Annotated in this window: 15 protein-coding genes; 6 read left to right on the top strand and 9 right to left on the bottom strand. The window is 51.8% G+C overall.

What is annotated here, in order from left to right; genetic code table 11:
- Window positions 1-79 precede the first annotated feature (79 nt).
- From FZ041_RS10135 to FZ041_RS10125, 3 genes are all read left to right on the top strand, one after another.
- Window positions 80-1,459 carry an ATP-binding protein gene (locus FZ041_RS10135; RefSeq protein WP_149189465.1) on the top strand — a complete coding sequence of 460 codons (1,380 nt, stop codon included), beginning with the start codon at window positions 80-82 and terminating at the stop codon, window positions 1,457-1,459.
- 336 nt (window positions 1,460-1,795) lie between these two features.
- Window positions 1,796-2,011 carry a hypothetical protein gene (locus tag FZ041_RS10130; RefSeq protein WP_149189464.1) on the top strand — a complete coding sequence of 72 codons (216 nt, stop codon included), beginning with the start codon at window positions 1,796-1,798 and terminating at the stop codon, window positions 2,009-2,011.
- Between the two features lie 236 nt (window positions 2,012-2,247).
- Window positions 2,248-2,610, top strand: coding sequence for a hypothetical protein (locus FZ041_RS10125; protein WP_149189463.1), 363 nt, complete (start codon window positions 2,248-2,250; stop codon window positions 2,608-2,610).
- Window positions 2,611-2,929: 319 nt separating this feature from the next.
- On the opposite strand, the gene FZ041_RS10120 is transcribed toward FZ041_RS10125, so the two are convergent.
- The 7 genes from FZ041_RS10120 to FZ041_RS10090 form a co-directional block, all read right to left on the bottom strand.
- Window positions 2,930-3,376 (bottom strand): Hsp20/alpha crystallin family protein, encoded by a 447-nt coding sequence (locus tag FZ041_RS10120; protein WP_149189462.1) that lies wholly within the window; start codon window positions 3,374-3,376, stop codon window positions 2,930-2,932.
- Window positions 3,377-4,155: 779 nt separating this feature from the next.
- The gene (locus FZ041_RS10115) at window positions 4,156-5,355 is read right to left on the bottom strand and encodes a NupC/NupG family nucleoside CNT transporter (protein ID WP_149189461.1); all 1,200 of its coding nucleotides are present in this window, start codon (window positions 5,353-5,355) and stop codon (window positions 4,156-4,158) included.
- A 95-nt stretch (window positions 5,356-5,450) separates the two neighbouring features.
- Complete coding sequence (locus tag FZ041_RS10110) at window positions 5,451-5,837, bottom strand: cytidine deaminase (protein ID WP_075445232.1); 387 nt, start codon at window positions 5,835-5,837, stop codon at window positions 5,451-5,453.
- Between the two features lie 95 nt (window positions 5,838-5,932).
- Window positions 5,933-7,255, bottom strand: a complete 1,323-nt coding sequence (locus FZ041_RS10105) for a pyrimidine-nucleoside phosphorylase (RefSeq protein ID WP_075445234.1) — start codon at window positions 7,253-7,255, stop codon at window positions 5,933-5,935.
- Between the two features lie 51 nt (window positions 7,256-7,306).
- The gene (locus FZ041_RS10100; protein ID WP_149189460.1) at window positions 7,307-8,488 is read right to left on the bottom strand and encodes a phosphopentomutase; all 1,182 of its coding nucleotides are present in this window, start codon (window positions 8,486-8,488) and stop codon (window positions 7,307-7,309) included.
- A gap of 28 nt (window positions 8,489-8,516) precedes the next feature.
- Window positions 8,517-9,176, bottom strand: coding sequence for a deoxyribose-phosphate aldolase (gene deoC / locus FZ041_RS10095; RefSeq protein WP_075445238.1), 660 nt, complete (start codon window positions 9,174-9,176; stop codon window positions 8,517-8,519).
- Between the two features lie 192 nt (window positions 9,177-9,368).
- Window positions 9,369-9,911, bottom strand: a complete 543-nt coding sequence (locus FZ041_RS10090) for a GNAT family N-acetyltransferase (RefSeq protein WP_149189459.1) — start codon at window positions 9,909-9,911, stop codon at window positions 9,369-9,371.
- A 142-nt stretch (window positions 9,912-10,053) separates the two neighbouring features.
- Here FZ041_RS10090 and FZ041_RS10085 point away from each other — a divergent pair, with 142 nt between their 5' ends.
- The 3 genes from FZ041_RS10085 (at window position 10,054) to nrdG (ending at window position 12,040) form a co-directional block, all read left to right on the top strand.
- Window positions 10,054-11,088: a mechanosensitive ion channel family protein gene (locus FZ041_RS10085; protein WP_075445242.1), complete on the top strand. Its 1,035-nt coding sequence runs from the start codon at window positions 10,054-10,056 to the stop codon at window positions 11,086-11,088.
- A gap of 161 nt (window positions 11,089-11,249) precedes the next feature.
- On the top strand, window positions 11,250-11,534 hold the full coding sequence (nrdD, locus tag FZ041_RS10080) for an anaerobic ribonucleoside-triphosphate reductase (protein WP_075445244.1): 285 nt from the start codon (window positions 11,250-11,252) through the stop codon (window positions 11,532-11,534).
- Window positions 11,535-11,536: 2 nt separating this feature from the next.
- A complete protein-coding gene (gene nrdG / locus FZ041_RS10075; RefSeq protein ID WP_075445246.1) occupies window positions 11,537-12,040 on the top strand; it encodes an anaerobic ribonucleoside-triphosphate reductase activating protein in 504 nt (167 codons plus the stop codon).
- 60 nt (window positions 12,041-12,100) lie between these two features.
- Here the strand turns inward: nrdG and FZ041_RS10070 are convergent, their stop codons facing one another.
- Both FZ041_RS10070 and FZ041_RS10065 read right to left on the bottom strand, forming a co-directional pair.
- Window positions 12,101-12,517, bottom strand: coding sequence for a universal stress protein (locus FZ041_RS10070; protein WP_075445248.1), 417 nt, complete (start codon window positions 12,515-12,517; stop codon window positions 12,101-12,103).
- Window positions 12,518-12,547: 30 nt separating this feature from the next.
- The gene (locus FZ041_RS10065) at window positions 12,548-12,979 is read right to left on the bottom strand and encodes a universal stress protein (protein ID WP_075445250.1); all 432 of its coding nucleotides are present in this window, start codon (window positions 12,977-12,979) and stop codon (window positions 12,548-12,550) included.
- Window positions 12,980-13,129: the final 150 nt, after the last annotated feature.

The following is a 13,129-nucleotide window of genomic DNA, read 5'->3' as shown; positions in this document are numbered from 1 at the left end:
TGATGTCAGAAGCCTTTTATGCTAGAATGTACTTAAATTAATTTAAGTTAAAATGATTTAAGTGAGTGGTGGTGAGTACATGCAGTTTATAGGCCGGCAGCATGAGCTGTCGTTGATAAGGAGCCGATTGACCAGTGGCCGTTCTGAGGCTTTGCTGGTTTACGGCAGAAGGCGTGTAGGGAAGAGCGAGCTTATTAAGGAAGCTCTGAAGGGCGTAGATGCCGTTGTTATACATTATGTCTGCCGTAAGACTTCCTTTTCCCAGAACCTGGCAGGATTAACTAAGGCGACTGCTAAAGCCTTCGATGAATCTTTTATTGACTTCAGCTCCATAGATAAGCTTCTGAAGTATGTTTACAGCAAGGCGACCAGTCAGAAGGTGGTACTCTTCATAGATGAGTATCCGTTCTTGCGCGGAGATGATGAGAGCATCGACTCTGAGCTCCAGATAGCCATAGATGAATGGCAGCATCAGTCATGCCTGAAGCTCATCCTCTGCGGTTCCTACATGGAGACGATGCAGAAAGTTATGGAGGGCCAGGCGCCACTTTTTGGAAGATTTACCGAGATAGTGAAGCTTCAGGCATTTGACTACTATGAGGCCGCCTTGTTTTATCCCGAGAGGACTGATGAGGAGAAATTGTTCCTGTACAGCATCTTTGGCGGGATTCCCTTCTATCTCATGCAGCTGGATGACAGGCTTTCTCCGGCAGAAAACGTACAGCGGCTTCTTATTCCAGAGGGTTCCTTCCTTGAGAATGAGATACGGCTCCAGCTTACGGCGGAACTTTCCAAGGAAGAGAACGCCAATTATGTATTGGAGAAGATAGCTGGCGGTGTGGGCAGGTACAGTGAGATTGCACAGAACTTTTCCGGCAGCAGCGGCAGGCTTAGCCATACGCTGGGCAAGCTTGAAGGCATGGGGCTTATAGAAAAGGATTCACCTATCAATGCCTCATCCAATAAGCGCCAGCATCGTTATGTGATTAGTGATAACCTGCTGGATTTCTATTACAGCTTCCTTTTCCGGGAAATGACGGCGAGAAGTGCCATGGCGCCAGAGGCCTTCTACCATACTAAAGTAGAGACAGTGCTTAATGATAGCTATCTCCCCAGAAAGTTCGAGCAGGCAGCTGCGGAATACCTCTTGAGACAAAACCGAGCTAATAAAATAGATCCGCCTTTCTTTGCCATTGGCAGGTATATATATCATGACAAGGCGAAAAGGCAAAATGGAGAATTTTATGTCGTCACCGAAGATGAGCGTGGTCTTATCTCTTATGAGTGCAAGTACAGGAAAGAGCCTTTGAGCATGAAGGTCGTTCACGAAAAGGAATGGCAGGCAAGAGAGTTGGGGCTGAACTTCTACGGCTTCGGCTTCTTCTCTCGCAGTGGTTTTGCTGCAGATGTAGATAGAGACGCCTATCGCTTGGTGACCTTGAGAGACATGTATAGGTGATATTGGGAAGAAAATAGCGAGGTGAAGCCTGTGTTGTATGGATATGCCAGGGTGTCCACCAGAAGTCAGGTTCATGGAAACAGCCTTTAAGATCAAGGGGCTTCTCGATGCGATAGATGCCAAGGGCTTGTCGGTTGAAGAAGTTATCAAGTGGGTAGAAGAATACAAAGCAGAATAAGACACAGACCTCTGGGGAGAAATCCTCGGAGGCCCTTAATTACTGGTAGTCGCGCCAACTCCAAAAAAAAATTATAAAATCATGTAACACTTTTCGATTTCAAGCGTATAAAGAACAGAGAGGAACGAACAAAGGATTTCACAAAGGAGAGATTTATCATGGCAGACAAGAAATTCGCAAACCGCAAGCTGAGCGACCAGGAACTGGAAGGGGTAGCAGGGGCCGCCAATCCCCTATGTTTATGTTTCCTCGCCGACTCCTCGCACTATAAGCTGAGCGACCAGGAACTGAAAGGGGTAGCAGGGGGGGACTTATCTCCAGAGCATGGAAGTGGCCGGATTCTTGGAGAAGGCCGGGCACAAGAATGTGTTTAACGACATCAGCGGAGTGAACTTTGACAGCATGCGGGATGCCCTCAAGGGACTGGGCTTTGAGTCCCATGACAAAGGCGGCCTTTTAAAGGACGGGAGAAATCCTCGGAGGCCCTTATATTACTGGTAGTCGCGCCAACTCCAAAAAAAAATTATAAAATCATGTAACACTTTTCGATTTCAAGCGTATAAAGAACAGAGAGGAACAAACAAAGGATTTTACAAAGGAGAGATTCATCATGGAAAACAAGAAATTCGCAAACAGCAAGCTGAATGACCAGGAACTGGAAGGGGTAGCAGGGGGAAGCGCTGGTACAACCGCAGAAGACAGCCGTTTTCTTAATGTATTGCTGGCTGGTAAGCCCAGCCAGTGTGACCGTTATGGTGCTGCGCGCATCAGGTTCGAAGACCATGACTCTGAAATTGCTGATGCTTGGAAATCCGTTGGCGTTGATGCCACTATTCATAGTGGCAGCCTAATATCATCGGGATGGGCTAACACTTATAAAATCAACGGCAAAGAAGTCAGCCACTATGAGGCTATGCAACATGCAATGAATGTGGTTGGCAAACAACTGTCCCGCGAGGAATGGAATTGGTAAACATTGATGAGAAAATTCAGGCAAGAATGCTAAAGTACGAGCAATATTAAGCTTTTCTTATGGCAAAAAAACTTACACACTTATCTTGACAAACTCCGTCCCCGTCATTCCGGCGGGGGCTTTTTGGTATATATTTGTTATTTCTCTCCTTCTGGAAATAGCCAGATGAATGAATTTGAAGTTATGGCAGATCAATTAAGGGTCTGCCTGTTTTTTTGTCAGCTCATAAATTCAGATCATATATCTGCGCATACAAATGACGCCGGAAACCGTCTGTCACAATGGATAGACGGTTCCCGGCGTTAAGAAGGGAGCGTAATTATCCGGCACAGGAAATCGGAATCTGATGATCAGGGGCTGCCTGTTCCTGGAGTTTAGGCAACTGGACTCTCAGCACGCCATCCTTGAACTCTGCTGTGGCGTTATGTTCATCTATACCTGAAATGTAGAAGGACCGTGACATCTGACCGCAGGAACGCTCACGGCGAATGAAATTGCCCTGGTTGTCCTTCTCGTCATGGGAGTCCTCCCTTTTGGCGGAAATTGTCAGATAGTTGTTTTCATAGCTTAGTGCCACATTATCCTTATTGAAGCCGGGAAGGTCGGCCTTCAGCTCGTAGGCGCTGCCGTTGTCTTTGACATCGACTTTGAATCCCTGAGTATTTAAGCTCTTGAAAGGTTCATCAAAAACATCCAGCAGGTGATCGAACAAGCTGCTCTCGCTCACTGAACTATTTCTCGTTACAAATGGAACCAGACCAAACATAGTAATCAATCTCCTCTCATGGATGGTAAATACTGGCTGTAAGGGGGTGGAACCCTATCGCTGTTCCTTTGCTCCTTACAACCTTTATTATATCCATAAAAGTCAAAAAGTCAATAGGTCAAAAAGAAAAAATCAGTAAAATGTCTCGTCGGGCAGCAGGGAGCTGTGAATGTTGCTGATATTGTCCAGAGCCAGCTCTGTATTGTCAGTGAGGATAAGTTTGTGGAAAATTGTATCAATTCTTTTTATGGTACCACGAGCTGTGAGGTAGGTTCCACCTTCTTATTGGTAACACATGGCAGCCTGGACAGGATGGCCATATCCGTGGAGGCTTTTGCCTTGATGCGGGTATGTGCGTACAAAAAAGGCCACTCCCTCAGGAGCAGCCCCTTCGCCCGGAGACCGCATAGCGCCAACTATGCAGCCACATGGAAGCTTGTTAATCGAACTTGCCTTATCCACATTATATCACAAATTTCGCTTTTATGATATAACTCGGAAGAAGATGTCCCCCACCTCTATAGGCAATGTCATTAAGTTAAGCATCATTGTTTCAACTGCCTTCCCCTTGAGGGGGCGGCGAAGCCGCGGGTGTCCGGTGGACACCCTGGACAGGTGGCAGCCGAAGGCTGACGGATGAGGTGCAAATGAACAAGATAAGGCAGATAAACGAGAGAACTCTCCACCTCATCCGCCCCTAACGGGGCACCTTCCCCTCAAGGGGAAGGCTTAACTAAATGACATTGGACAAAAAGCCAGGTTCTTGCTTTGTTCAGCGATTACCAGATGAAAAGGCCAGCGATGCCTGCCGACAGCAGCGATACCAGGATACCGGACAGCAGCATATAGCCAACATTGCGGGAAATCAGATCGTTCTTATCCTCATCAACAATGCTCTTGAAGCAGCCAATGATCATACCAACCGTCGAGAAGTTAGCAAAGGACGTGATGAAGACTGTCAAAACGCCCTGCATGTGCACGCTGAAGTTCGCCATGATGTCCTTGACATTGAGCATGACGACAAACTCGTTCGTGATGAGCTTCGTGCCCATGTACTGCGCCAGCTGGAATGCCTCGCCAGCATCCAAGCCGAGCAGCCAGGCAAACGGGAACATGATGCAGCCGAGGATATTCTCCAACGTGACTGACGGATGGATGAGGACGAGCAGCTTATCGATGAGTGCTGCCAGAGCAACGAACGCGATGACGTTGGCGCAGATGATGAGTACCAGGCGGCCAGCGCCAAGGATCGAGTTGCCGAGGAAGGAGAAGAACGGCTGACGCTCAGCTCCGTTGTCATCCAGCGTAGCGATGACATCTTCCTTTTCCGAGACCCGTACCGGATGCAGCAGGTTCGAAACAATCAGCGCGTTGATGCAGTTGAGCGGAACAGCCGTCAGAATGAATTCCGCCGGCATCATCTTCGTGTAGACACCAATCAGGGCAGCCGTGACACAGCTCATGGACATCATGGCCAGCGTCAGGTTGCGGTCAGCCTTCATGCGCTTGAGCTGCAGCGTGGAGACAGCCAGTGCCTCCGTATTGCCAAGGAACATCATCTCGATGGCAAAGAACGACTCAAACTTCGGCGTGCGCGTGATGAACGCCAGTGCCTTGCCGATCCAACGGATGACAAACGGCAGGATGCCGATGTACGTCAAGATATCAAAAAGCGGTACAACCAGCAGGATCGGCAGCAGTGCCGAGGTGAAGAAGTTCATCTGCTCGACATGGACCCAATCTGGGAAAGCAAAGGCAATACCATCGTAAGCAACGCTGACAAGCCAGACGAAGCCTGCCGCTGCACCAGATACGATGTCACGGCCGATTGGGAACGTCGTCAGGAACCAGGCGATGAACACATTCAAAAGCAACAGCGCACCAACACAGCGCCACTGAATCTCTTTACGTTTCTTGGATAAAAGAACGCCAATGGCCAGAAAGACCACTACACCAAGAAGATTGATAATGAAATACATCTTTTTCTTTCTCTCCTTTTTGCATCATGAGAAAATAAGGACACGAGTCCTATTTTCGCACACGCATCTGGTATTGTCAAACTTTATCTATGAATTTAGAGATCTTTTTCAGTAAAGGCAAACGGAAGGACTTCCTCCAGGGTAACCACCTTTACATCCCCCTTGAGATTCGCCATGATGATGCGGTTGATGTGGAACTCTCCCATGACTTGACGGCAGGCACCACATGGTGAACACGGCCCCTCGGTATCGGCAATCAAAGCGATGGCCTCAATCTCGCGTTCGCCCTCGGATACCGCCTTGAAGATGGCCGTGCGCTCCGCACAGTTGGTCAGCGGGTAGCTTGAGTTCTCCACATTGCAGCCGCCGTACACATTGCCCTTCTTCGTCAGCACCGCCGCACCGACTTTGAAGTTGGAGTACGGGCTATAAGAAAACTCACGGTACTTGCGCGCGACTTCAATCAATTCTTTGTCATTCACGCTAAAACACTCCCTCAATACAAAATTTATTGACAATTTTGCCGATAAAAAACGCCTCCCCCAGGGGAGGCATTCTTTATCCCTCGCCGCAACAATCAATACTTTTCGACTTTGTCCTTCTCCACGCGGGCATAGACCAGTGGCTCTTTGACCGGCTGGGTATCGCCGATGACTACAGCCTCGCGGTACAGGCGCTCCGCATCCTTCAGCGATGCTTCCTTGGACGTGTAGAGCGTCACCAGGCTGTCGCCCTTCTTGACGGCATCACCAAACTTCTTGTGCAGGACAAGACCTGCCGAGAAGTCAATGTCGCTGTCCTTCGTCTCGCGGCCAGCACCAAGGATGACCGACGTCTCACCGATCTCCTCCGCATTCATCTTGGTGATGAAACCATCGCGCTCAGCCAAGACTTCCTGCTTGTATGGTGCCTGGGCAAACTTCTCATAGTCGCGCAGCACGGAGTCATCGCCGCCCTGTTCACGGACCATCGTGCAGAACGTCTCGAAAGCACTGCCATCGGCAATGGCTTTCTCCGCCATCGCCCGGCATTCCTCGATCGTGCCTTTGCCAACGAGATACAGCATGTTCTCAGCCAGCTGCAGCGATACTTCCGTAAGGTCAGCCGGGCCACGGCCCTTGAGGACATCCATCGACTCGATGACCTCCAGGCTGTTGCCGATGCCAAAGCCCAGCGGCGTATCCATATCGGTAATCAGCGCCACCGTACGGCGGCCAGCGCCCTCGCCGATGGCTACCATCGTCTGCGCGAGCTTGATCGAGTCATCAAGCGTCTTCATGAAAGCACCGCTGCCCGTCTTGACATCCAGCAGGATGCAATCACTGCCAGCCGCCAGTTTCTTGCTCATGATCGAAGAAGCAATGAGCGGGATGCTGTCGACCGTAGCCGTGACATCACGCAGCGCATAGAGTTTCTTATCCGCCGGTGCCAGATTGCCCGACTGGCCAATAAGGCTCATGCCGCATTTGTTGACCGTATCGAAGAATTCCTTGCGATCGAGTACCGTACGGTAGCCAGGGATCGCCTCGAGCTTATCGACCGTGCCGCCCGTATGTCCAAGCCCACGGCCGGACATCTTGGCAACCTTGCCGCCACAAGCAGCTACGATAGGTGCCACAATCAGCGTCGTCTTATCGCCGACACCGCCCGTGGAATGCTTGTCGACCTTCTTGCCAGCAATAGCCGACAAATCGATCATATCGCCTGACTGTGCCATGACTTTCGTGAGTTCCGTGATTTCATGATCGTTCATGCCATTGAACCAGATGGCCATGGTCATTGCTGACATCTGATAGTCAGGAATCTCACCATTGACATAACCCGTGATCATGAACTGGATTTCCTCATCCGTCAGGACCTCGCCATGTTTTTTCTTCGTGATAAGATCATACATTCTCATTGCTGCATATCTCCTTTATATAACAGGGGAGGTGATGCCTCCCCCTTATTTTCAGTCTTTTATCAGCCGCGGCAGCAGGCTCTCGCCCTTCGTCTTGAGTTCGCAGCCAAACATGTCGGCAATCGTTGCGCCAATCATTGCAAACGTCGGATACGTGCCCAGATTCAAACCAGCCTTGATCTGCTTGCCATAGACGAGCAGTGGTACATACTCACGCGTATGATCCGTGCCTGGAGCTCCCGGATCGCAGCCGTGGTCAGCCGTGATCATCAGCACATCGTCGTCGCGCATCTTGGCCATGAACTCGCCGAGCTGGCGGTCAAAGACCGTGGCAGCCTCAGCATAGCCATCGATATTGCGACGGTGGCCGTACTGCATATCAAAGTCGACCAGGTTCACGAAGCACAGGCCCGTGAAATCCTCATCCATGAGCTTCAGCGTCTTTTCCATGCCATCGACATTGTCCTTGTTGATGCCGAGGCTGCGGCTGATGCTGCGGCCAGCAAAGATATCCGAGATCTTGCCGACACCAATCGTCTCCAGCCCCTTGCGCTGCAAGGCGTCCATCATCGTATCACCGGTCGGGTCAAGGGAGAAGTCATGACGGCGCGACGTGCGCGTATAATCCGGGAAACTACCGACATACGGACGGGCAATGACACGGCCGACACCGTGCTCGCCCTGCAGGATCTCGCGAGCCGTCTTGCAGTAGCCATAGAGTTCCTCGATGGGAACATCCGCCTCATTGGCAGCAATCTGGAATACGCTGTCTGCCGACGTGTAGACGATGAGCCCCCCCGTCTTTTCCTGCTCCTGCCCATAGTCATGGATGACCTGCGTACCCGAATAGGGCTTATTGCAGAGTATCTTCTTGCCAAAAGCCTTCTCCAGCTTCGCGATGAGGTCAGCCGGGAAGCCATCCGGATAGGTCGGCATCGGCCGCTCGGACACGATGCCCGCGATCTCCCAATGCCCCGTCGTCGTATCCTTGCCGCGCGAAAGCTCACGCAGGCGGGCAAATGCGCCGATTGGCTCTGCTTCCGGCGTGCCGCAGCCGACACCATCGATGTTGAACAGGCCAAGCTTCTTCATGTTCGGCGTGTCGTACTTCGGCGAAGCGGCGATGGATCTGAGCGTATTGCAGACATCGTCGCCAAACTCCGGCGCATCCGGCTCACGGCCAATACCATAGCTATCCAGAACAATGATGAACGCGCGTTTGAACTTACTCACTTTATACCCTTCCCTTCTAGCGCCACTGTTATTTGCCGATTTCGTCTTTGAGTACCTTGACCGCAGCACTGGCACCAAGACGCGTGCAGCCAGCCTTGAGGAAGCCTTCCATTTCCTCACGCGTATGGATGCCGCCAGCAGCCTTCATCTCAACGCCTTCGCCGATGTGCTTCTTGAAGAGTTCGATGTCTTCAAGCTTCGCACCAGCCGAGCCAAAGCCCGTCGACGTCTTGATGATATCAGCGCCAGCCTTCGTCACGCACTCACAAGCGGCAATCTTCTCCGCTTCCGTCAGGAAGCAGGTCTCTACGATGACCTTGAGCACGCGCTCGCCGCAGAGGCGCTTGAGGGCGCGGATTTCTTCAGTGACGTAATCCGTCTCGCCAGCCTTGAGCATGCCGATGTTGATGACCATGTCAATCTCTACGGCGCCATCAGCCAGAGCCTGTGCCGTCTCGGCAATCTTGGCTGCCGTATTGCAGTTGCCGTTCGGGAAACCAACTACCGTCGCGATCTTGAGCGAATCACCATACTGTGCCTTGATGCGCGGCACAAAGCAAGACGGCACCATGACCGTGGCCGTATGATATTCGACTGCCTCATCGCAGATTTTCTCGATATCTGCCCAGGTCGCCGTCTGTTTGAGATACGTATGATCGACACACGCTAAGATTTCCGTTGCTTTCATGAAAATTCCTCCCTATGGATAGGTAACTATGTTTACAAGGATTGACGAATCGCATCATCATGTTTCCCTTTGTTGCTATTATTGTATCGCTTTCCTTCGTATAATAAAAGGACACATGTCTTTAACCACCACGTATTTCATCGTGTTTTCTAAACATGTGTCCTGTTTTTTTTGTTTTTCCGGCAGCAGCGGTCAGCAGCCAAGCTCCAGCCCCTGCTCCTTGCGCGCGCGATATTCGCGATCGAGGATGCCGAGTATCACGAGATTCTCATAGACGCCATTGGTCAGTATCGTCTCCCGGATCAGCCCCTCGCGCAGCATGCCTTCCGATTCATAGAGATGCAAGGCCCGCGCGTTGTAGTCCTTGCAGTCGAGCCAGGCCCGGTGGAACCCCAAGGTATCGAAAGCCCAGGCCTTCAAAAGCTTCATCGCTTCATGCCCATAGCCCAGCCCCTTCTTGCCGATGATGACATGCGTCCACTCGATTTCCTTGGCCGGTGTCGTCAGCCCATTGATCATCAGATAACCAACTGCCGCCCCCGTCGCCCGTTCTTCGACGATGACATCCATTGCGGCCTTGCCCTCCGCAATGATGCGCGTATGGAACTCCCGGTCAAAGGGTACGATGAACTTGAGGTTTTCCGGTTCGTATTCCAGCTTCATTATATAGTCCAGATCCGTGAGCTCTGCCTTGCGCAGCTGCAAGCGCTCTCCAGATTGCAGAATCTCGGCCATGCTATCACTCCGTTTCCTGAATTCGTGAAAATCACCTTTTCTTTTCACATAGGTATAGTATAATTAGAGAGATTTTTAAGTTCAAGTAATCCTGTCACGAAAACGACGATGAGGAGGTAATTTTTTGCCTAATTTAGCATGGATGGGCTGGATTGACTGGACCCATCTCCTTGAAATGTTGATCATTCCGGGCTGCATCCTGGCAGCATCGCTTACAGCCGGAATCACCATCAACCGTATCATCCACCGGCGGGTCGCCCAGCATCTCGACACCGATGAAGCCAGCTGGCAGTATATCTTCATCAACGCCTTGCAAGGCGTGCCGATCTCGCTCTGCCTCGTTGTCGGTCTCTACTGGATCGTCAACACCATCGACATCATCGAACCGCTTGTACGCATCTTCTCCTATATCCTGTTCACGGTCATCATCCTGTCGATCACCCGCGTCATCGCCCGTGCCGTCAGCGGCATCATCAACATGCAGATTGAGCGCTCCCAGCAGAAACTTCCCAAGACAACCCTGCTCAACGCCATCGTCAACTGCATCATCTACGCGATGGGCGGCCTTGTCATCCTCCAATACTATGGCATATCGATCGCCCCGATCCTCACCGCCCTCGGTGTCGGTGGTATGGCCGTCGCCCTCTCGCTACAGGAAACGCTGGCCAATATCTTCTCAGGCCTGCACCTCATCCTGTCCAAGCAGCTGCGCATCGGCGACTACATCCGCCTCAGCACAGGCGAAGAAGGGCGCGTCACCGACATCACTTGGCGTTTCACTACTATTGTACCGGCTGGCGACGCCAACATGGTCGTTGTACCGAATCAAAAAATCGCGTCTTCGATCATCACCAATTTCAGCATGCCGCGCCGCGACATCGTCATCAAGATCCCCATCGGCGTCGCCTATGGCAGCGATCTTGACCTGGTGGAGCGCGTGACCCTCGAAGTCGCGGAAAAAACACTGCAAGAGGTCGATAAGGATGTGAAGATCAAGCCTGCCGTGCGCTTCCACACCTTCGGCGAGTCCAGCATCGATTTCAACGTGCTCATGCATTCCAGCCGTTTTGACCATCAATTCATCATCCGTCACGAATTCATCAAAGCACTCACCAAACGCTATCGCGAAGAAGGAATCGAGATTCCTTACCCGATCCGCACGGTTATCCACTCGTAATCCACAAAAGGGAAAATAATCTGTGGATAACAATATATAGTGTATCTATTGACTATCACCCCATACATATTGTATAATTTGTTCAGATTCAAGCAATGCCTTGCGTCAAAAGATCAGGCGCTGACGCGCACTTGCAATATAGGAAAAGGACGGGGATCATCATGGTAGTAAATGGTATTGATGTAACGATTGAAGGACTTTCTGATGTTTCCGAGCAGGAAATCATCAACTATATCGACTATGTCGAAAATGAGACAAACGATAAGATCGACACGCTGCGCATTTCGTCTGCTGGCGATGACACAGTAAACATCGATTACGTCCTGCAGCCGCACAAATTCGAGCGCATCCGCCGCATCACAGGCTATCTCGTCGGCACCATCGATCGCTGGAACGATGCCAAGAAGAGTGAAGAGCACGACCGCGTCAAGCACGGCATGCACTGACGATGAAACTGCAGATTGCCGGTATCATCGATGACTCAATGGTCGACGGTGAGGGCATGCGGCTGACCGTCTTTACCCAGGGCTGCCCGCATCACTGTCCCGGCTGCCATAACCCTGCCACCCACGACTTTCGTGGCGGACGTGAGACGACCACCGAGGCCATCCTGGCTGAGGTCGATGCCAATCCGCTCCTCGCAGGCATCACGTTCAGTGGGGGCGAGCCCTTCATGCAACCCGCACCGCTGGCACGGCTGGCCCGTGAGATCCATGCCCGCGGCCTGACCGTCTGGAGCTACACGGGCTTCACGCTGGAAGAGCTGCAGCAACGCTGCAATCCTGCCATCAACGCGCTGCTCGCCGAAGTCGATGTGCTCATTGACGGCCGCTTCCTGGAGGAACAGCGGGACCTCACACTGGCCTTCCGTGGCTCCTCGAACCAGCGCATCATCGATATGCATCACTGGCGCAAAACCGGTAAAATCAAACTTTTATACACAGATACGTAAAAGGAGCAGCGGGAAGTTATCCACAACTTCCCGCTGCTCCTTTTTGTTGTCTGCTCTGTCTTATTTCACGACCAGTACCGGGCACTTGGACTGCTCGACGATGTACTGGCTGACGCTGCCGAGCAGCACGCCTTTGACAACACCGAGCCCGCGGCTGCCCATGACGATCATGTCCATCTCGTTAGTCGTCGCGAAGTCTAGGATGACGACTGCTGGCGAGCCCGTCTCCGAGAAGGCTTCCTTCTCGATGCCCGAGGGAACCATCTCCATTGCCCGGTCAAGGATGACGTTGCCAGCCTTGGTGACCGCCTCCAGGATCGCATCCGAAAGGCAGGCATTGATGGCCAGCTGGTTGATATTCGCCACATACAGGAAGTTCAGCTTGGCTTCGCAGGCCTCAGCCAGCGCAATCGCCTGTGCTACCGCACGATCCGAACCTTCCGACCCATCTACTGGTACAAGGATATTTCTCGACATAGTATTACCCCCTTGATAAAATGCTCGAATTCATCTGGCCACCACCACAGAGACAGTCGCCCGTTCTACGATTTCCTGACTGACGCTGCCCAACAGAAAGCCTTCCACCACACCAAGTCCACGGCAGCCAATCACGATGAGCCCGGCCTGCTTTTCAGCGGCAAAGCCCAGGATCTCCTCAGCCGGGATTCCCGTGCGGCGATGATAGACAGCAGTGACCGACGCGGGAACGTATTTCCTCGCCCGCTCCAGCGCCTCCTGCCCCACGCGTCCGACCGGCCCCGCAATCGATGCAGGCAGCCAGGACTCCTGCTCATCGTCGGTGTCCGCATCGAAATACGAGACATGCAGCACGTCCAGGACAGCTCCTGTCGCCTGTGCCAGACTAGCGGCCAGCGTCACGGCCCGGTCAGCACCGGCAGATGAATCAACAGGAACCAAGATACGGGTAAGATTCTTCATATTTTCTTCCTCCCCCGTAATGCTTATATTGTATATTTCGGCAATTGCCGCAAAATTCCTCTAAATTTTCCCAATCTCCGCGAAAAAATCCCCAGGATTTATTCGTTGACAATAATTGCGAAAAGATGATACACTTTATAGAACACTTAA

It is taken from the genome of Pseudoselenomonas caprae, from assembly GCF_008271345.1.
In the GTDB taxonomy this organism is placed as follows: domain Bacteria; phylum Bacillota; class Negativicutes; order Selenomonadales; family Selenomonadaceae; genus Selenomonas_A; species Selenomonas_A caprae.
Note: the sequence above shows the minus strand (reverse complement) of the source record. Positions and strands in the feature narration are given on the sequence as shown.

Coding starts and splice junctions, on each gene's coding strand:
- FZ041_RS10135 (WP_149189465.1), top strand. CDS start 80: ATGCAGTTTATAGGCCGGCAGCATGAGCTGTCGTTGATAAGGAGCCGA.
- FZ041_RS10130 (WP_149189464.1), top strand. CDS start 1,796: ATGGCAGACAAGAAATTCGCAAACCGCAAGCTGAGCGACCAGGAACTG.
- FZ041_RS10125 (WP_149189463.1), top strand. CDS start 2,248: ATGGAAAACAAGAAATTCGCAAACAGCAAGCTGAATGACCAGGAACTG.
- FZ041_RS10120 (WP_149189462.1), bottom strand. CDS start 3,376: ATGTTTGGTCTGGTTCCATTTGTAACGAGAAATAGTTCAGTGAGCGAG.
- FZ041_RS10115 (WP_149189461.1), bottom strand. CDS start 5,355: ATGTATTTCATTATCAATCTTCTTGGTGTAGTGGTCTTTCTGGCCATT.
- FZ041_RS10105 (WP_075445234.1), bottom strand. CDS start 7,255: ATGAGAATGTATGATCTTATCACGAAGAAAAAACATGGCGAGGTCCTG.
- deoC (WP_075445238.1), bottom strand. CDS start 9,176: ATGAAAGCAACGGAAATCTTAGCGTGTGTCGATCATACGTATCTCAAA.
- FZ041_RS10090 (WP_149189459.1), bottom strand. CDS start 9,911: ATGGCCGAGATTCTGCAATCTGGAGAGCGCTTGCAGCTGCGCAAGGCA.
- FZ041_RS10085 (WP_075445242.1), top strand. CDS start 10,054: ATGGGCTGGATTGACTGGACCCATCTCCTTGAAATGTTGATCATTCCG.
- nrdD (WP_075445244.1), top strand. CDS start 11,250: ATGGTAGTAAATGGTATTGATGTAACGATTGAAGGACTTTCTGATGTT.
- nrdG (WP_075445246.1), top strand. CDS start 11,537: ATGAAACTGCAGATTGCCGGTATCATCGATGACTCAATGGTCGACGGT.
- FZ041_RS10070 (WP_075445248.1), bottom strand. CDS start 12,517: ATGTCGAGAAATATCCTTGTACCAGTAGATGGGTCGGAAGGTTCGGAT.
- FZ041_RS10065 (WP_075445250.1), bottom strand. CDS start 12,979: ATGAAGAATCTTACCCGTATCTTGGTTCCTGTTGATTCATCTGCCGGT.